The sequence below is a fragment of the Thalassospira sp. HF15 genome, assembly GCF_011806525.1.
Classification (GTDB): domain Bacteria; phylum Pseudomonadota; class Alphaproteobacteria; order Rhodospirillales; family Thalassospiraceae; genus Thalassospira.
Map to the genome: position 1 here is coordinate 255,531 of NZ_JAAVKI010000003.1, position 18,485 is coordinate 274,015.

Below are 18,485 nucleotides of genomic sequence, written 5' to 3' on the forward strand. Positions count from 1 at the left end.
AAATGACCCCTGATTGGAACCATATCTGCAGTGCCGAACGTCCAATCAATTGCGGTTGGGCCGGGACATATCGTGTGCGCTATTCCGAAATTGGCAATAACGGAAAGGTTATGCTCCCAGCCCTTGCAGATTACATGCAGGATGCAGCTGGCTGGGGGGCACGCATCCTGAAACTGGCCTATGACGACACGGTTGATCAGGGAATTGCCTGGGTATTGGCGCGCATGGTCATTCATATCCGCGACTATCCCGGTAATGGCGAAGACATTCTGGTTGAAACCTGGCCATCGGGTGTCTCGCGCCGGGTTGCAACGCGTGACTTCCGCCTTACCAATAACAAGGGCGAGGTCATCGGTGTCGCACAAAGTTTCTGGGTGATGTTTGACCTGACAACCCGTCGTGCGGCGCAATGGCCCGATTGGATCGAAGAACGCCTGCCTGATCCCCCCGGCCCCAAACTGATCGAACCGCCTTTACGCCCGCCATTCACCAAGGCCCCCTTACCAACCGTCGACAACATCAAGGCCCGGCCATCGGATCTGGACCTTTACGGGCATGTTAACAATGTGCGTTTGATGCAATGGGTGATGGGTATCGCGGGCCAAGATGGTCGGCCGGATTTTCATCCCGAAAGCCTAGATATTCAGTTCCGTACCGAATGCCGTGTGCATGAACATGTTGCCATCCGTCACACAGATGGCTTTGCCGCCATCACCCGCAAAGAGGATGGCACCGATCTGGTCCGCGCCCATATCGTTCCGTTCAACCAGACTGCCCTAGCTTAACGCCTAGCGGCCATCCATCATGGCATCAAACAGATCGGCAATCGGTTTAAAGCTTTTGCGGTGATGGACAGTGGGGCCGACTTCGCCCAACCCGGCCATGTGTTTCTTGACCCCATATCCCGCATTGCCTTCCCAACCAAAAAACGGGTAGCGTACCGCAAGGCGGGCCATGGCGCGGTCACGTACGACCTTGGCGACAATTGACGCTGCGGCAATAGACAGCGACTTGCTGTCGCCCTTAACAACCGTTTCAACAGCGCATGACAAACCGGGATCCCGATTACCATCGACCAGCGCCTGATCCGGCAAATCATCAAGGCGATTAACAGCACGACGCATGGCGACATATGTCGCCTGCAAAATATTGATCTGATCAATTTCGCGTACAGATGCCGCACCAATGCCGACCTCGGCACAGCTCATGATAACTTCGTAAAGCCGGTCACGCTTCTTGGCCGATAGCTTTTTGGAATCATTGAGCTCCGACACCAGTTCCACCGGCAGTCGGTCATCGCGCGGCAGGATGACGGCGGCAGCAACCACCGGCCCCGCCAATGGCCCACGACCAACTTCGTCGATCCCGGCAATTCGCCCGTGATACTGATCTTCAATGGCAAAATCTGGCATGCTGTATGGCGTCCCTCTCTGCTATTTGTCTTAGCAAGTCCCAAAGCTTCGGACAACAAACGAGAAGCGATAATCTAATCGGGATTTTCCATACAGCCACGAAGAACTTGATAATCTTCCAGTGTCATCGCATGACGCAAATAGCCGTCAATCACCCTGTCAGCCGTCATGCCCAGTTTTTCCGCGAGCTTTCGTGAGGCCATATTGCGTTCATCGATATCAGCAACAATGGATGGAAGTTCGATACGAGAAAACGCGTGATCAATGATTGCCGATGCGGCTTCGCTGGCAATGCCCTGCCCCCAGTAATCGGGATGCAGGCGCCAACCAATTTCGATCTCGGGCCCTGTGCCATCCTCGGGGATCAGCAATATCCATCCCAGAAAGTGATCAGGCTTGGTCTTGGCAAAGATCGACCAGTAACCAAGGCCATTTCCATAATCCTGTTCGATACGCGCCTTGATGAATGCCTTGTGCTGAACCGGGTCATCCCATGGGCCGCGAATGAAATCGACAACGCCCCGCGCTCTGTCCATCGCAAGGCAGGCGTCAAAATCGTCCATTGTCCGTGGACGCAGAATGAGGCGCTCGGTTTCAAAAATCATCGGAATATGGGATCACCATGGTTACGCTATCGACACCATAACAAAAAAACGGCACCGGTTCCCCGGTGCCGCCTGATCTTGTCAAAGGTCCTGACCCTTTCAGGTTTCCTTTTCCTCATATTCTTCGCTGGGGTCATAGCCCTCTGGCCCGATCGGGTCAAAGGTGGCCCAGCCTTCATTCTGATTGCTTGGTGGCAGATCCTTGTTCGGATCAACATTCAGCAGCATGTAGGCCTTGGCAATCAGATTGGCCGTGATCGGCGCAGTCAGGAAGATGAACAGCGTAATCAGCAACTCATGAATGGTGAAATGCCCGCGCTCGACCCAGAAGAACAGCATGGACGCGATCAGCACGCCACCAAGACCAACCGTGCTCGCCTTGGTCGGTGCATGCAGACGCGGCAAAAGATCGCGCAGCTTGATCATCCCGAACGACCCAACCAGCAGAAACACCCCGCCAATCACGATCAGAAGCGAAATAATGAGTTCAACAACAAACGGCATTGTAACGCTCCCTTATTCGATTATGTCGCCGCGCAAGACGAACTTGCAATAGGCCACGGTTGAGACAAACCCGAACATCGCAAACAGCAATGCCCCTTCGAAATACATCGCGGTTGCCTTGCCAATCCCATACAGAACCAGAAGGGCGATACCGTTGATCGCCATGGTATCGACGGCCAAGACACGGTCTGCCGTGGTCGGCCCGACGGTCAGGCGATACAGGTTCATCAAAAGTGCCAGCGCCACACAGACGAAGCCGAAATTCAGTGCATATTCGATCATTCGAAAATCTCCTTCAGACGGCGTTCGTAGCGATGCTTGATGTCGTCGACAACCGCCTGCGGGTCCGGCGCATGCAGGCAATGCACAAGCAGGCTTTTGGCATCGGCACTCAGATCAATCGTCACTGTACCCGGCGTCATGGTAATCGTCCCGGCAAGGGTCGTAATCGCCTCGGGCGAGGTCAGTTCAAGCGGTACGACAACCGACTTTGATTCCAGACTGTCGGTTTTCCGAAACAGGATCAAACCGGCCACAATCACGTTGGCCACCAGAATGTCCCACATCACGATCAAGCCGTACTCGCAAATCGCATAGGCATTGCGCACACGCGGGCGGGCGGGCCAAAAGTTTGCTGTGATCAACGGAATGATGATCGCCAGAATAAGACCAAAGATCACCGCACCGGCCGAAATCTCATTGACGAGAAAGACCCAGACAATAAGCAGCACCAGGGTCAAAAGCGGATGGGGCAGATAACGTTTCATCATCTTTCTATCCTCTCCCCTTATTGACCGACCAGTGCGAGGGCGTTTTCACCCAGCACTGCTTCGATATATTGCGACGTATCAAAGAGCTGCACGGAAACGCCTTGCAGATAATCACTTATCGGCCCGGCAAAGATCGTCAGCGCCACCAAAGCACCGAGCATACCGCAACTTGCGATGATCGGCAGAACTGGCCATTTCGCGCCTTCGACCGTGATTTCACCATCAACCGAGGAGCTCTTCCAGAACAGGACACTGCCTGCCCGGCCAAAGCCGACGATACACATAAGCGAGGTCACAAGTATGATCGACCAAATCCAGATCATGGCATCGCTGTCACGCGCCGCATCAAGGATCTGAAGCTTCCCGATAAAGCCACTGAGTGGTGGCATCCCCGCCATTCCGATTGCCCCGACAAAGAACAGAACAGCAAGGAAGCCGGACTGATGGAAGCGCGGCGCAGTATGCAGGCTGTCACCAAACTGCCCACGGCGTGACACCACAAGATCAGCAATCAGGAACAGGGCCGCTGCCGAGAAGGTCGAATGCAGCAGATAATAAAGACCCGCCGAAATGGCTTCTGGCGTGAACAGCCCGATAGCAATCAACAAGGTTCCCATCGACCCGATCACCGAGAAAGCAATCAGGCTGTTAAGGCGTTTTGCCGCCAGAACCCCGGTCATACCAACTACGAGCGTGATCAATGCCGCTGGCAGGATATAGGGTTCTGCAAGCCATGCCATGTCACCGGCCATATCGCCAAAGGCCAGCGAATACAGCCGCAGAACCGAATAGGCTCCAACCTTGGTCATGATGGCAAACAGGGCTGCGACCGGTGCCGGCGCATTGGCATAGGTGCCAGGCAACCAGAAATGGACCGGAACCAGGGCTGCCTTGACGCAGAACACCAGAAGCAGGATCAACGCCCCCGCACGCAGAATAGCCGCATCGCCAGACGCCACATTAGTCACCTGAATGGCTAGATCGGCCATATTGAGCGTGCCCGTAACGGAATAGATCATGCCAACACCGACCAGGAACAAGGACGACCCGGTCAGGTTGATAACGACATATTGCATGCCCGCTTTTAGTCGATCCGCGCCCGCGCCATGCAGCATCAAACCATATGACGCAATCAGCAGAACTTCGAAGAACACGAACAGGTTAAAGACATCACCGGTCAGGAATGCGCCATTGACCCCCATCAACTGGAACTGGAACAAGGCGTGGAAATGCTTGCCGCGCTGATCCCATTCGCTTGAAGCAAACAGGACAACACCAAGACCAAGAAGCGATGTCAGGAACACCATCATCGCTGACAGGCGATCAAGCACCAGAACAATGCCAAACGGTGCCGGCCAATCGCCCAAGGCATACATTTCCGGATCATGCCCATTGGCAAAGATCACAAGCGACAAGGTCACCGCCACAAGCCCGACGGTCGCCGCAATCGAAAAGACACGCTGCAAAAGGATATCGTGACGCACCGCCAGAACAATCAGAGCGGCCATCACGGCGGGCAGCACTATGGGAACAACAATCCAGTCACCCATCAGTTTTTATCTCCTGCTTCGGATGGCTCGCCAACCGGGCGACCGTCAACATGGTCATTACCAATTTCGAGATAAGCCCGGATCGACAACACAACGATCAGTGCGGTCATCCCGAACGAAATCACAATTGCCGTCAGCACAAGTGCCTGTGGCAAGGGATCGGTATATTCGGTAACCCCCTCACGCAGGATCGGCGGCATATTGATAGTCAGGCGTCCCATGGCGAACAGGAAGACGTTCACCGCATAGGACAACAATGCCAACCCGACAACCACCGGGAAGGTCCGCCCGCGCAGCAACAGGTATGTCCCGCAGGTCGTCAGAAGCCCAATACTGCTTGCGACAAGAAATTCCATATCAGGCCTCCTTTTCCGGCGTTACCAACGGTGCCGACGGGTCGTGATCCATCGGTTCGGCATTTATATCGACATGCTCGGCCATGCGTTCGACCTGCGACAGTTTGGCAAGGGCCAGCATGACAGCCCCGACAACCGTCAGGAACACACCAAGATCAAAGCCCATGGCAGATGCCAGTTCGAACTCGCCTACAATCGGCAGATGGACATGGGTAAAGCCACTGGTCAGGAACGGCAGGCCGGCAACCCAGGCCGCCACGCCGGTAATTGCCGCAGCAATCACACCAAGGCCGATCATGCCGTGGTAATGCACCTTCATACGGTTCTGGGCCCAGCCAAAGCCCGACGCCATATACTGCATGATCAGCGCAACCGAAACGACCAGACCGGCAATAAAGCCGCCGCCCGGCTCATTATGACCGCGCAGGAAGATGTAAACACCAACCATCAAAGACAGCGGCAACATCACACGCGTGGCAACAACCATCATCATCGGGTGACGGTTTGGCGAACGCCGTAGTTCAACCACCCAACTGGCAAGACGTTTTGCAGCATCTCCCTTGGTCACGGTTTCGATCAGGGCAAAGATCGACAAGGCTGCGATCCCCAGAACGATGATCTCACCAAAGGTATCAAAGCCACGGAAGTCAACGAGAATGACGTTCACAACGTTGGTCCCGCCACCTTCAGTCTTTGAATTCGCCAGATGATAGGACGAGATCGTATTGGGCAGATCACGTGTCATGATCGCCCAGATCACACCACCAATACCAAGGCCCGCCGCAATGGAAACAATGCCATCGCGCATCTTGCGCCCAGGCAGACTTTCCTTTGGCGTTTCCTTTGGCAGGATATTAAGGGCAAGCAGCATCAGAATAACTGTCACCACCTCGACCGAAATCTGTGTGAGAGCAAGGTCGGGAGCGGACAGATAGATGAAGCCAAGCGATACGATCAGGCCAACCACACCAACCAGAAGCAAGGTCAGCAAACGGTTGTGATGCATAAAGACCGCAGCCACACAGGTCACGACCAACAACAACCAGCCAATTGCCGCAGGCGGTGAAACTTCAAGAAGCTCCCGCGAGCCAGACTGGAAGTCCGGCTGGGCATAGAAGCCCGAAAGGCCGATACCAATCGCACCGATCACCATGATTGCAAGATAGCGCTGCAGCGACCCGTTATGCAGATTGTCCGAAACCAATCGGCTGAGTGCGACGGATTTGGCAATTCCGCAGTCAAACATTGCCTTGGCATCGGGGCGCGACAGGTTCGCGGTTGCCGACATCAGTCCGCCATGGCGGAGCAATAACAAGGAACCGCCGATAATCGCGATCACGCTCATACCAAGTGCCGGTGTCAGGCCGTGCCAAAGTGAAAGGTGATATTCCGGCAATTCACCACCGACAACAGCACCGGCAGTCGCAGCCACCAGCGGTCCTGCGATGGTAGCCGGGAACAGACCAATCAGAACCACCAGAACCGTCAGCAGTGCGGGCGGTGCCCACATGCCAAAGGGCGGATCATGCGGATGGTGCGGCAGGTTTTCATCACGCGGCTTACCGAGCCAGACATGGAAGATAAACCGGAAGGAATAGGCCACCGAGAACAGGGCACCGACCGTCGCCAGCAGCGGCACAACCCAGTTCTGGTCAAACCACATGGTATGCCATGCTTCTTCCAGCATCATTTCCTTGGAAATGAACCCATTGAACGGAATGATACCGGCCATAGAGGCTGCGGTAATAATCCCGATGGTACCGGCAATCGGCATCAGGTTGAGCAATCCACCGAAGCGACGAATATCACGGGTCCCGGTTTCATGATCGACAATGCCTGCCGTCATAAACAGCGCGGCCTTGAAGGTTGCGTGGTTGATGATGTGAAACACCCCGGCCACTGCGGCCATCGGGGTTCCGAAACCAAGCAACATGGTCACAAGACCAAGATGACTGACCGTCGAATAAGCCAGAAGGCCTTTAAGGTCGTGCTTGAAGATCGCAATCCAGGCACCAAGCACCATGGTCACCAGACCGGCCGTCGCAACGATATAGAACCATTCCGGCGTACCCGAAAGAACCGGCCACATGCGGGCCATCAGGAAGATGCCCGCCTTCACCATTGTGGCCGAGTGCAGATAAGCCGAAACCGGGGTCGGTGCTGCCATTGCATGCGGCAGCCAGAAGTGGAATGGGAACTGTGCCGATTTGGTGAAGCACCCAAGCAGGATCAGGATCAGTGCCGGAACATACATCGGCGATGCCTGAATCAGTTCGGCATTCTGCACGATAACGGTCAGATCATAAGACCCGACAATATCGCCAAGGATCAGCATCCCGGCAATCATGGCCAAGCCACCGGCCCCGGTCACAGCAAGCGCCATGCGTGCACCCTGTCGACCTTCTGGCAAATGTTTCCAGTAGCCGATCAGAAGGAAGGACGACAGCGACGTCAACTCCCAGAAAATCAACAGCAGCAGAATATTGTCTGACAGAACGATGCCAACCATGGCTCCCTGGAACAAAAGCAGGAACACATAGAACCTGCCCATCGGGTCGTCCTTGGAAAGATAGAACCGCGCATAGATGATAATCAGCAAACCGATGCCAAGGATCAGGGTTGCAAACAATAACCCGAGCCCGTCCAGGAAGAAGGTCACATTCAGACCCAGTTCCGGCAGCCAACTATAACTGACCTGAAATACCTCGCCAGCAATGACCGCCGGGGCCTTTGCCATCAGCAGGATCAGGGCAAGCAGCGTGACAGAACCGGTTGCTGTAGCACATGCATTGCGCCCGGCCCTGATCATTATGGCGGGTAAGACCGCCCCAATGAAGGGAAGCAAAACAATGAGGGTGAGACTCATGAAAGACCCTTATTTTTGGATATTCGCCGCATCGCCCCGAACGCGAGACAGCAAGAAAATTCCGCCAGAAGTTAATATTAGTACTGATAATGGTCAAGAAAACCCAAACAGCGCAGCTTTTTAACACCCTACTGTCAAGTGAAGCCGATCACCAAAGATCGCCATTATAGCGGGCAAAACTTACTTTTTACCGCCTGAAAGCTGTATCGCCTCTGGCATCATGCGCAGCCTGAGCATGGCAATCGTTCCCAAAACAGGCCCGACAGCCAACATCGCAAACGCCCCCCACCAGCCGGTTTGATCAGCAATCACCGGCACAAGATGGATCGACACAAGGGCGATCAAAAACCCGATGGCGTTTTGCAGGGTTAATGCTGTTCCAACCTGATGCGGATCGGCCAGTTCAATCACGCAGGATGAAAACTGCGCTGAGTCCGCCACCACAGACACACCCCAAACGATGCAAACGACAAGAAGAAGGATAAAGGGTGCATCAGCCAAACTGCCCGCAATCAGCGCGCAGGCACCACTAACCACCATGGCGGCAATCGTCACCGTTGTCCGCCCAATCCGGTCTGCATAATAGCCCCCCGCCAAAGAGCCGAACGCGCCGACGCCGACAATGGTAAATGTTGAAAGGGCGGACCAGACGCCGGGATTCTCGACCAAACGCTCGGAAAAGGCCCCATACAGGAACAAACCGATCCAGCCCCACATGGCATAGAGTTCCCACATATGGCCGAAATAGCCATAGCAGGCATGGCGCAATGCCTTGTTTGACCAGATTTTGCCAACCATTTTCGGATCAAAGCGGGGAGATCGTCCCGGTGTGCCACCAAGATGGACAAACAATATCGCAATCGCCGCGATATAAGCAGTACCACTGGCCGTGATAATCACATATCGCCAGTCAAGTGGCACTGCTACCGCAAACAGATGCGGCATGGCAGATCCCATGGTCAGCGCCCCGACCAAAAGCCCGACCAAAAACCCGGTATCACCACGTGACCAGGTTGCCACCATTTTCATGCCGATGGGATAAATGCCAGCCATGCACACGCCAGTGATCAGGCGCAGCAGGATCACGACAATACCGTCAATCGGAACGACAAGGATCAGGAGATTAGCCGTTGCAGCGATAATCGCCGATACAGCCCAGAAGCGCCTTGGTTCAATACGATCAGCCAGACCAAGGATCGCACTGGTAACGGTTCCAAGAACAAAACCCAGTGAAACTGTACTGGTAAATAACGAGGATTGCAGTGCGCCAATACCAAATTCACTGCGCAATTGCGGTAGCACCGCCGTCGCGGAAAACCACAAGGCAAGCGCCATCAACTGGCAGACCGTAATCATGGAAACGGCAAAAGCCTTGCCAGTCCTTGCCATTCTTTCCCCAGTGTTGTCTGGTCACGATGGGCTCATCGTGACCAACCACGATCAAAATACTAAGATGCTATCGCATCAACAATTGGCATCAGATCCCGCCACAAATCATCGGGGTCTTCCAAACCAATACTGATCCGCAAGATCATATTGGTGTTGCCGGGCCATGGGAACGTTCTATCTGTGGCGACCGACATCGGTGCCAACAAACTATGCGTGCCCCCCCAAGATGCCCCAATCGAAAAGGTTTTGGCACAATCAATAGCCGCTGTCACCGCTGATAGCTTGTCGTCGGGAATGACAATGCTGAACACACCACTGGCCCCTGAAAAGTGACGTCTCCAAAGTGTGTGCTCCGGGTTACTCGCCAAAGCAGGATGCAACACCAGATCAGGCGATATCCGATCACACATCATCTGGGCGAACTCAAGGGCGATTTTTTCCGAATGACGCAATCTTAGTGGCATGGTTTGAAGACCGCGCAAGACAAGTGCGCAATCATCAGGCGACACACCAAGCCCCATCATGCTCATCATTGACTTCAATGACAGAAACCAATCGCGCGTGCGCACAGAAACCGATCCCATCAAAACGTCAGAATGCCCGCCCGGATACTTGGTCAGGGCTTCGACCACAAAATCCACACCAACCGAAACCGGCTTGAAGTTAAGCGGTGTCGCCCAGGTATTGTCACAACCGACCAAGACGTCTCGGCCATGAGCCTTGGCAACCAGGGCTGAAACATCGGTCATTTCCATCGTGGTCGAACCGGGTGTTTCGACCCAGATCAGGCGCACGGTTTTGTCAAACAACAGCGCTATTTCATCAGTGGATGCCGACGGGTTGTAAACACGGTGATGCATGCCCCGTGGTGTCAGGAAATTTTCACAGAAAGATCGAACTGGTGGATAGGCACAATCAGGAATCAGGACCGTATCACCGGGTTTTAAAACAGACACGAAAACCAACATGATTGCGGCCTGCCCGGATGGCAGCAACAATGTTCCCTCTGCGGTTTGGAGTTCATTGATCGCGGCCTGCAACTTTCGCGTGGTCGGGGTACCACTAAGCCCGTAGGTATAGCCATCTGCTCCGCGCTCTGCCCGATTGGCGTAGGCAGCGCTGTTTGGAAACACGATGGTTGATGCACGATGGACGGATGCAGCCAGACTAGCATAGCCTTCTTCGCTGATTTCCGGAGCCCGAACACAGGTTGTTGTATCACTCATTCGGCGAGCCTTTCTTTGATTATCAAGCTTACCCAAACAGTTGTTACCTGTAACTGTAACTGCAAACGCCGAACAGTCTCTTACATTTTCTCGAATACTGGTCGGGATAACTTTCGAGGATCAGTGACCGATCTTGTTAATCCAACATTGCAAAAAGAAATGCCGCCGGTCGAAACCGGACGGCATCAAGTTTCCCGAGCGGGAATAAAGTTCAAATCAGATAACGCACTCAACCATGATCACGTTGGTCATCAATTACCTTGCCGTCATTGGGCAGGCTGCCGATTTCCGCGGCAAGCACCTGCCCACGCAGCTTGCAAACACTTGCCAAGGTTTCCGCAATAGCTTCAGTCTGGCTGGCCTCAATCCCTTCGCAGGTCAGGGTCATGACGTCATTGTCGTTTTCACGCGTTACGACGAGGCGCGCCTTGGCGATACCGTCATGGCGTTTGACGATCTCTGCAATCTGTTGGGGATGGACAAACATGCCCTTGATCTTGGTGGTCTGATCGGCACGCCCCATCCATCCCTTGATGCGATGATTGGTCCGCCCGCACGGGCTTTGACCGGTTGCAATGGCCGACATATCGCCGGTGGCAAAGCGGATCAGGGGATAATCCATGTTCAGGGTGGTCACGACAACTTCGCCCACCTCGCCATCGGCAACCGGTTCCCCGGTGCCCGGACGGACGATTTCAAGAATGATGTCTTCGGCAACAATCATCCCGTCCTTGGCATCGCTTTCATAGGCAATCAGGCCAAGGTCGGCAGTCGCGTAACATTGCAGCATGTCAATATCGCGTTCGGCAAACCATGACCGCAGTGTTTCCGGCAGGGGTTCGCCTGAAACCAGTGCCCGCTTGATCGAAGAGATATCAGCGCCCAGTTCCTCGGCCTTTTCGATCAGGATTTTCAGGAAGGATGGCGTACCGCTATACCCGGCGGGTTTCAAATCACTGATCGCTTTGACCTGTGCTTCGCTTTGGCCCACGCCAGCAGGAACCACAACGCAGCCGCACGCACGCGCGCCGCTGTCAAAAATGAACCCGCCCGGTGTCAGGTGATAGGACAGGCAGTTATGAACGATATCGCCCGGACGGAAACCGGCAGCAAAAAATGCACGCCCCATCCGCCACCAGTCATCCCCCTTGCCCTGCGGGTCATAAATTGGACCGGGGCTTTGGAACAGGCGTGCCACCGCCGGAACCGGCGTTGCATTCAGTCCCGCCAGAGGCGGTTCCTTTGCCTGCGCGGCAATCAGGTCGGATTTGCGGGTCACCGGCAGTTTTGCCAGTGCTTCACGGGTCGTAATCGTCTGCGGTTCTATATCGGCAAGGACCCGACCATAGGCAGCCGACTGTGATTTGGCATGATGCAAAATACGCGGCAAAGCTGCCATCAAGCCGGCTTCGCGGCTTTCCGGGGTTCGCGTTTCGCGCTCGTCAAAATAAGTCTTAAGCATCAAACCTGTCTTTCATTCAAAGGCGCCAACCACACGCATTGCTGCAATTGGCGCATTCATCCTACAGCCAACGTTTACGGCGCTTGTAGGACTTGATGTTCTTGAAGCTTTTGCGCTCTTCAGAACCGCCACCAAGATAGAACTCCTTGACGTCCTCGTTATTGAGAAGCTCGTCACGGGTACCATCAAGAACAACCTTACCGCTTTCCATGATGTAACCATAGTCGGCAACTTTAAGCGCAAAGTTGGCGTTCTGTTCAACGATGAGCATGGTGATGCCCTGTTCGCGATTGATCTTTTCAATGATCCCGAACACTTCCTTGACCAGAAGCGGCGACAGGCCCATCGACGGTTCATCCAGCAGGATCATCTTGGGCCGCGCCATCAATGCACGGCCGATGGCCAGCATCTGCTGTTCCCCACCCGAAAGGTACCCGGCAAGACCGGTGCGTTCCTTAAGCCGCGGGAAATATTCAAAGACCATTTCGATATCGTCTTTGACCTTGTTGTCCTTGCGCGTATAGGCACCAAGACGCAGGTTTTCGATAGAGGTCATATCCTCGATAATCCGGCGACCTTCCATGACCTGAAACAGGCCAGAGCGCACGATATCCTCGGGATTGCCATTGGCAATCTGGTTGCCCATGAAATTGATGTCGCCGCGGGTGACTTCACCGTCTTCGGTTTTCAGCAAACCCGAAATCGCTTTTAGCGTCGTGGATTTACCAGCCCCGTTTGGCCCCAGAAGAGTGACGATCTTGCCTTGCGGAACTTCAAGTGAAACCCCGCGCAAGACAAGGATCACCTCGTCATAGACGACTTCGATGTTATTGACCGAAAGCATTGGTTCGGCGGTTTCCATTTTGCGGGCCGGCTCTGCCATGGTGTCCCTTTCGAATTATCACCTGCTGATCTCCAGCTGCCGGAGACAGGACATCTTGCGTCTTATGTCCTGGCTCCGAACAGTCTGGGAGACATTCGTCTGTCGTAACGTCGCTCTTAGTAACCGAGCCAGTCGTCACGACGCGGCAGGGTAACGGTCGTTACTTTTTCGACCGTTGCTTCGCCACCTTTGGCGCTGCCGTTATATATGTTGACGGTGTTGATGCCGCGATGGTCTTCGGCGGTCCAGGTCGCTTCCATGCAAACACCTTCAAGACCTTTCGGAACCCAATTTTCACGGGCATACATGCCAGCCTTGATGTTTTCGCCAGTGATGCCACCGTTTGCCTTTGCCCATTCCATGGCTTCTTTCATGTAATAGGCCGAGCAAATGCCGCGGATATAGTGATGGGTGCGGAACTCTTCGCCGGAGCTGTCCGACATTTTCGAGATTTCACGCACCAGATCCATGCCCGGAACACCTTCGTCGGTCCAGAAGCTGGTCATGGCCGGGAAGACGTAGTTTTCAACATCACCGATGGTTTTAAGCGTCTCGTAGTCACCTGCCCAGATGTTGGCCAGCCATTTCGGAGTTGCGCCAACCGTGTCACAGGATTTGACCAAGGACACCACTGATGGACCAAGGTTGCCAAGATAACCGTAATTGGTCCCGGCTTCTTTCAGCGTCAGGCACTGTGCCTTGAAGTCGCCCGGTTTCATGGAAACAACCACCGGTGCGGTCACTTCAAAACCAAGCTCGTTCGCATATTCAGCACACGCTTCTTTCGGAGCGTTCGGATAGGGGTGGTTGTCCCCGATATGCGAGAAGATCGGCTTGCCCGAACCACCGGACTGTTTCCAATCCTCGGCCGCCCACTGAACCAATGCACGGCAGGCATCGGAATAAGACGCACCATAGAAGAAGTTGTACGGTGCCGGTTTGGCGGTTTTCGGGTTCTTGCCGGTCGGGTCGGTCAAATGACCGGAATAGGATGCGGAATAGACCGGGACCTTGTCCTTGGCGACAAAGCTGATCAGGGCTTCGGTATCGCCCGTACCCCAACCCTGCATGGCAACCATTTCATTGCGCGAACGCCATTTCTTGTAGTTCGCAATCGCCTGCGGAACCTTGTAGGCGTAGTCGATGGATTCAGAATCCAGAACCGTGCCATCAATCCCGCCATGGGTGTTGATATAAAACAGCGCATCGCGCACACCATCAGCATAAAACTTGCCGATAAAGCCGGTCGGGCCGGTGATATCCATCAGATGACCGACAAATACCATATCGTCATCTGCCTGGGCTGCCGAGAATGACAGTCCGGTTGCAACCATCGCGGTTGCAGCAATAAGTTTCTTCATAACGACGTCTCCCTTGGACGTTTTCATCAAAGATAGCCTCCCGGTCGCCCCGTTTTGTCCCCGGCCCTTTTGTTTTTTATAAGCGGGCCGGGTTCGGGGTTTTGATCAGTACGAGAAGGGATAAAGCTTCCAGTACGCCCTGATCTGTTGCCAGCGATGAGCAAGCCCATCCGGTTCAAAGATCAGGAAAAGGATGATGGCCAGACCAATTGCCATCTCCTTGATATAAGCCAGACCATCGGTCACAGCCGTTGAGCTGGCCCATTCAAATACGCTGAGTGCACTGACACCGCTTTCCATGACTTCCGGCAACAGCACCATAAACACGGTACCCATCAGTGTGCCTTTGACCGAACCCAGACCACCGATAATGATCATGCCCAGGAACTGGATCGACAGCAGAATGGTGAAGCCCTCGGCCGAGACAAAGCCCAGATAATGGCCATACATCGCCCCGCCGACACCGGCATAGAAAGACGAGATTGCAAAGCTCATCAGACGATATTTCGTGAGGTTAATCCCCATGATTTCAGCCGACAGGTAATGGTCACGGACCGCAACAAAGGCACGACCGTCACGGGTTCGCATCAGGTTGGTACCCAGCAGATACATCACCACCAGGAAGAACAACGCGACATAGAAGAAGCTGAAATCGTCATAGATTTCATAACCAAACACATTGATCGGATTGGCCGCCGCCCCATAGGAACCGCCAGTAAACCATTCAGCACGGGCAAAGAAGTCTTCAAGAATGAACTGCGCGGCCAAGGTGGCAATCGCCAGATAAAGCCCCTTGATGCGGGCGGCTGGCAACCCGAACAGCATGCCGACAGCCGCCGTCATCAGACCGGCCAGCGGGATCGACAGCAGGACGGGAATGCCCGTTGTGTTGTTTATCCAGGCCGATGCAAAGGCGCCAAAACCAAAGAAGGCAGCATGACCGAGTGAAATCTGTCCGGTGAAGCCAACCAGAATGTTCAGACCAAGGGCCGCAATCGCGAAATACGAAATCTGAATGAACAGGTTGACGTAATAGCCATCCAGAACAAACGGGATCATGGCAACGGCAAAGATGCCAAGGATCGCGGCATTGCGGATATAGGTCGTATCAAAGATGCGGGTATCCTGCCGATAGGTGGTTCGGAAGTCACCGCAAGGACGTAGCGAAAATCCAGCCATAGTACTTTTCCTCGTCCCTTAGATACGTTCGATGTCTTTGGTGCCAAACAGGCCGTATGGCTTGATGCACAGGATAATGATCAGCACGTAGAACGGCGCGATCGAGAACAGGTTGCCCCAGTGCAGATACTGTCCGTCAACGAACTCTGCGGTGTTTTCCAGAAGGCCAATGATCACGCCACCGACAATCGCCCCGACGATGGAATCAAGCCCGCCAAGGATCACTGCCGGGAACACCTTGATCCCGATGACCGAAAGTGCGGAAGACACGCCATTGACCATGCCGATCACGATCCCGGCGACCCCCGATACAAGGGCCGAGATTGCCCATGACATCGCGAACACGGTTTTGACAGAGATACCAAGGCTTTGTGCAACCTGCTGATCAAAGGCCGTTGCCCGCATCGCAAGGCCAAGCTTGGAATATTTAAAGAACCAGTAGAACCCGGCCATGATGAACAACGAGATCACGAAACTCATGATATAGGCCGTCTCGATCTGCATTCCGAGCACGTTCAAAGAACGGGTTTCAAACACCTGCGGGTAAGTCGCGGTGGTTGCCCCGAAGATCCATTTGGTCGCCGCCTGGAAAAAGATTGAAAGCCCGATGGTCACCATGATGACCGAAATGATCGGCTCACCAATCATCGGCCGCAAAACGACCATCTGAAGAACGATGCCAAACGCCATCATGAACAGCAGCGTAAACAGGAAACCGAGCCAGAAGGGCATACTCATTTCCACAAGGAACGCATAGCATACCCATGCCCCGATCAGCAGGAACTCACCCTGGGCAAAGTTGACGATCTGGGTCGATTTGTAGATCAGAACAAAACACATGGCGACAACGCCATAGAGTGTCCCGACAATCAAACCGTTCAGCAGAAGCTGGAACAGAAGTTCGAAGTTCATGTTGCCATCCCTGTAATGGCGGCCTAGGCCTTTGGCCCGGGCCACAGTTATGCTGCTGCCTTATTCGGCGGCTTTCGGGGCCGTCTGTGCGGCCTTGTTATCATCAAGATCAACGACCTTCACACTCGTCTGGATGCGGGTTTTCGACCCGTCCTGGAAGGTGATCATGGTGTCGATATCAACCTTGTCATTGCCGGCATAAACCGCATCGATGATGTCAGCGTATTTTTCGGCCACGACGCCACGGCGCACTTTGCGCGTCCGGGTAAGTTCGCCGTCATCGGCATCAAGTTCCTTGTAAAGCAACAGGAACCGTTTGATCCGCTGGGCTTCCGGAAGTGTTTTGTTCACCTCACGGATTTCCTCGGTAATCATGTCATAGACCTGCGGCTGGGCTGACAGGTTGGTATAGTTGGTAAAGGCAATCCCGCGCTGCTCCGCCCATTTGGCCATGATCGAATAGCGAATACAGATCATGGTCGACAGGAACGGCAGGTCCTTGCCAAGAATGACGGCCTCGGCAATGAAGGGCGAGAATTTCAGTTTGTTTTCAATAAACTGCGGCGAATAACGCACCCCGGTGGAGGTTTCCGCCAGATCCTTCATGCGATCAATCACCACAAGGTGCTTGTTCTCTTCCTTGAAGTACCCGGCATCCCCGGTATGCATCCAGCCATCCCTGACATCCTCGTCATAGGCATCCTGATTTTTATAGTATCCGGTAAACATGCCAGACGTGCGGGCAACAATTTCGCCAACCCCGTTTTCGTCGGTGTTGATCACCTTGATTTCGGAATTATCAAAGGCAATGCCGACCGTATCGAAATCAATATCGTCCGGCTGATGGATCGTATAGGCGCCACACAGCTCGGTTTGACCATACAGCTGACGCAGCGGCACACCCATGGCATGAAAGAACTTGAAGGTTTCCGGACCGATTGCCGCACCACCTGTTGCGGCAGATCGCAGATTGGAAAAGCCAAGCCGGTCTTTCAACGCACTCATCAGGATCATATCGGCCATCTTGGAATGACCACCGTTATCGAGTGCCGTGCGGGCCAGCGCCATGCCGAAATCATACATCTTCTGTTTGAACGGCGTTGAATCCATCATCCGTGCGCGGACATCGGCAGCAATGGTTTCCCAGACACGCGGCGCCAGAAGCACAAAGTTGGGGCCGATTTCGCGCAGGTCGGCCATCATGGTTTCCTGCTCTTCGACGAAATTGACGATCTGTCGGCTGATCAAGGACTGACCGACGACATAGACCTGCTCCATAATCCAGGGCAGCGGCAGAACCGAGACATAGTTATCCCCGGGATATTTCGGATCGGCACGCAAATAAGCTGCACAGTGATCAAGGAAATCCAGCGAGTTCAGCATCGCCATTTTCGGCTTGGATGTTGTCCCCGATGTGGTGCACAGAATGGCGCATTCGTCTCCGCGGGTATCGGCAACCATCTGGTCGTAGATGCCCGGATTCTTTTCTTCGAGTTCACGACCCAGCTCATAGAGCTTTTCGACATCCATCAAACGCGGGTCGTCATATTTACGCATGCCGCGCGGGTCACAATAGATGATGTGTTCGACTGTCGGGATATCTTCGCCAAGCTCAAGAAGCTTGTCGCACTGTTCTTCGTCCTCTGCGACCAGAATACGCGCACCGGAATAGGTGATCAGGTAAGCGACTTCTTCGTGCAGGCTGTCCTGATAAAGGCCAACCGACATGCCGCGCAATGCATGGGCGGCGATTTCGGCCCAAACCCATTCCGGGCGGTTTTCACCGATGATGCCGACAACATCACCCGCGCCAAGACCCAGGGCTCGCATGCCAAGCGTCATCCATTTGACGCGGTCGTTGTAATCCTGCCAGGTGAATTCCTGCCAAATGCCAAATTCCTTCTCGCGCATAGCGACTTCTTTGGGCCAATTGCGCGCGTTGTAGGCCAGCACTTTCGGGAAGGTATCAAGCGACTGAACGTCGGCATATTCAGGGATATTGCTGCTCAT

Annotated in this window: 17 protein-coding genes; 1 reads left to right on the forward strand and 16 read right to left on the reverse strand. The window is 54.2% G+C overall.

Annotated elements, in window-relative coordinates; all coding sequences use genetic code 11:
• Nucleotides 1–2 precede the first annotated feature (2 nt).
• The gene (locus tag HED22_RS07770; RefSeq protein WP_167720842.1) at nt 3–785 is read left to right on the forward strand and encodes an acyl-[acyl-carrier-protein] thioesterase; all 783 of its coding nucleotides are present in this window, start codon (nt 3–5) and stop codon (nt 783–785) included.
• A 3-nt stretch (nt 786–788) separates the two neighbouring features.
• On the opposite strand, the gene HED22_RS07775 is transcribed toward HED22_RS07770, so the two are convergent.
• The 16 genes from HED22_RS07775 to HED22_RS07850 all read right to left on the reverse strand — a co-directional run bounded on the left by HED22_RS07775 (nt 789) and on the right by HED22_RS07850 (nt 18,485).
• Nucleotides 789–1,412 (reverse strand): ribonuclease HII, encoded by a 624-nt coding sequence (locus tag HED22_RS07775; protein ID WP_167720844.1) that lies wholly within the window; start codon nt 1,410–1,412, stop codon nt 789–791.
• 74 nt (nt 1,413–1,486) lie between these two features.
• Entirely contained in the window at nt 1,487–2,017 is a 531-nt protein-coding gene (locus tag HED22_RS07780) for a GNAT family N-acetyltransferase (protein ID WP_167720846.1), read from the reverse strand.
• A 99-nt stretch (nt 2,018–2,116) separates the two neighbouring features.
• Entirely contained in the window at nt 2,117–2,521 is a 405-nt protein-coding gene (locus HED22_RS07785; protein ID WP_167720848.1) for a Na+/H+ antiporter subunit G, read from the reverse strand.
• A 12-nt stretch (nt 2,522–2,533) separates the two neighbouring features.
• Nucleotides 2,534–2,803, reverse strand: coding sequence for a K+/H+ antiporter subunit F (locus tag HED22_RS07790; protein ID WP_167720850.1), 270 nt, complete (start codon nt 2,801–2,803; stop codon nt 2,534–2,536).
• On the reverse strand, nt 2,800–3,291 hold the full coding sequence (locus tag HED22_RS07795; RefSeq protein ID WP_167720852.1) for a Na+/H+ antiporter subunit E: 492 nt from the start codon (nt 3,289–3,291) through the stop codon (nt 2,800–2,802). Before HED22_RS07795 ends, HED22_RS07790 begins: the two co-directional genes overlap by 4 nt.
• A gap of 17 nt (nt 3,292–3,308) precedes the next feature.
• Nucleotides 3,309–4,841, reverse strand: coding sequence for a monovalent cation/H+ antiporter subunit D (locus HED22_RS07800; protein WP_167720854.1), 1,533 nt, complete (start codon nt 4,839–4,841; stop codon nt 3,309–3,311).
• The gene (locus tag HED22_RS07805; protein WP_167720856.1) at nt 4,841–5,197 is read right to left on the reverse strand and encodes a Na+/H+ antiporter subunit C; all 357 of its coding nucleotides are present in this window, start codon (nt 5,195–5,197) and stop codon (nt 4,841–4,843) included. Before HED22_RS07805 ends, HED22_RS07800 begins: the two co-directional genes overlap by 1 nt.
• A 1-nt stretch (nt 5,198) precedes the next feature.
• The gene (locus HED22_RS07810) at nt 5,199–8,063 is read right to left on the reverse strand and encodes a monovalent cation/H+ antiporter subunit A (protein WP_167720858.1); all 2,865 of its coding nucleotides are present in this window, start codon (nt 8,061–8,063) and stop codon (nt 5,199–5,201) included.
• A 180-nt stretch (nt 8,064–8,243) separates the two neighbouring features.
• Nucleotides 8,244–9,452 (reverse strand): MFS transporter, encoded by a 1,209-nt coding sequence (locus HED22_RS07815; RefSeq protein ID WP_167720860.1) that lies wholly within the window; start codon nt 9,450–9,452, stop codon nt 8,244–8,246.
• 59 nt (nt 9,453–9,511) lie between these two features.
• Nucleotides 9,512–10,678, reverse strand: a complete 1,167-nt coding sequence (locus tag HED22_RS07820; RefSeq protein ID WP_167720862.1) for a PLP-dependent aspartate aminotransferase family protein — start codon at nt 10,676–10,678, stop codon at nt 9,512–9,514.
• Nucleotides 10,679–10,907: 229 nt separating this feature from the next.
• A complete protein-coding gene (locus HED22_RS07825; protein WP_167720864.1) occupies nt 10,908–12,140 on the reverse strand; it encodes a phenylacetate--CoA ligase family protein in 1,233 nt (410 codons plus the stop codon).
• Between the two features lie 61 nt (nt 12,141–12,201).
• Nucleotides 12,202–12,984, reverse strand: a complete 783-nt coding sequence (locus HED22_RS07830; RefSeq protein ID WP_167721422.1) for an ABC transporter ATP-binding protein — start codon at nt 12,982–12,984, stop codon at nt 12,202–12,204.
• A 155-nt stretch (nt 12,985–13,139) separates the two neighbouring features.
• On the reverse strand, nt 13,140–14,384 hold the full coding sequence (locus tag HED22_RS07835) for an ABC transporter substrate-binding protein (protein ID WP_167720866.1): 1,245 nt from the start codon (nt 14,382–14,384) through the stop codon (nt 13,140–13,142).
• 105 nt (nt 14,385–14,489) lie between these two features.
• A complete protein-coding gene (locus HED22_RS07840; RefSeq protein WP_167720868.1) occupies nt 14,490–15,563 on the reverse strand; it encodes a branched-chain amino acid ABC transporter permease in 1,074 nt (357 codons plus the stop codon).
• 18 nt (nt 15,564–15,581) lie between these two features.
• Nucleotides 15,582–16,475 (reverse strand): branched-chain amino acid ABC transporter permease, encoded by an 894-nt coding sequence (locus HED22_RS07845; RefSeq protein WP_033067796.1) that lies wholly within the window; start codon nt 16,473–16,475, stop codon nt 15,582–15,584.
• A gap of 60 nt (nt 16,476–16,535) precedes the next feature.
• Nucleotides 16,536–18,485, reverse strand: a complete 1,950-nt coding sequence (locus HED22_RS07850) for a long-chain fatty acid--CoA ligase (protein WP_167720870.1) — start codon at nt 18,483–18,485, stop codon at nt 16,536–16,538.

Bases quoted from the DNA above. Each gene is read 5' to 3' on its own strand.
- HED22_RS07770 (WP_167720842.1), top strand. From the start codon at position 3: ATGACCCCTGATTGGAACCATATCTGCAGTGCCGAACGTCCAATCAAT.
- HED22_RS07775 (WP_167720844.1), bottom strand. From the start codon at position 1,412: ATGCCAGATTTTGCCATTGAAGATCAGTATCACGGGCGAATTGCCGGG.
- HED22_RS07780 (WP_167720846.1), bottom strand. From the start codon at position 2,017: ATGATTTTTGAAACCGAGCGCCTCATTCTGCGTCCACGGACAATGGAC.
- HED22_RS07785 (WP_167720848.1), bottom strand. From the start codon at position 2,521: ATGCCGTTTGTTGTTGAACTCATTATTTCGCTTCTGATCGTGATTGGC.
- HED22_RS07790 (WP_167720850.1), bottom strand. From the start codon at position 2,803: ATGATCGAATATGCACTGAATTTCGGCTTCGTCTGTGTGGCGCTGGCA.
- HED22_RS07795 (WP_167720852.1), bottom strand. From the start codon at position 3,291: ATGATGAAACGTTATCTGCCCCATCCGCTTTTGACCCTGGTGCTGCTT.
- HED22_RS07800 (WP_167720854.1), bottom strand. From the start codon at position 4,841: ATGGGTGACTGGATTGTTGTTCCCATAGTGCTGCCCGCCGTGATGGCC.
- HED22_RS07805 (WP_167720856.1), bottom strand. From the start codon at position 5,197: ATGGAATTTCTTGTCGCAAGCAGTATTGGGCTTCTGACGACCTGCGGG.
- HED22_RS07810 (WP_167720858.1), bottom strand. From the start codon at position 8,063: ATGAGTCTCACCCTCATTGTTTTGCTTCCCTTCATTGGGGCGGTCTTA.
- HED22_RS07815 (WP_167720860.1), bottom strand. From the start codon at position 9,452: ATGGCAAGGACTGGCAAGGCTTTTGCCGTTTCCATGATTACGGTCTGC.
- HED22_RS07820 (WP_167720862.1), bottom strand. From the start codon at position 10,678: ATGAGTGATACAACAACCTGTGTTCGGGCTCCGGAAATCAGCGAAGAA.
- HED22_RS07825 (WP_167720864.1), bottom strand. From the start codon at position 12,140: ATGCTTAAGACTTATTTTGACGAGCGCGAAACGCGAACCCCGGAAAGC.
- HED22_RS07830 (WP_167721422.1), bottom strand. From the start codon at position 12,984: ATGCTTTCGGTCAATAACATCGAAGTCGTCTATGACGAGGTGATCCTT.
- HED22_RS07835 (WP_167720866.1), bottom strand. From the start codon at position 14,384: ATGAAGAAACTTATTGCTGCAACCGCGATGGTTGCAACCGGACTGTCA.
- HED22_RS07840 (WP_167720868.1), bottom strand. From the start codon at position 15,563: ATGGCTGGATTTTCGCTACGTCCTTGCGGTGACTTCCGAACCACCTAT.
- HED22_RS07845 (WP_033067796.1), bottom strand. From the start codon at position 16,475: ATGAACTTCGAACTTCTGTTCCAGCTTCTGCTGAACGGTTTGATTGTC.
- HED22_RS07850 (WP_167720870.1), bottom strand. From the start codon at position 18,485: ATGAGCAGCAATATCCCTGAATATGCCGACGTTCAGTCGCTTGATACC.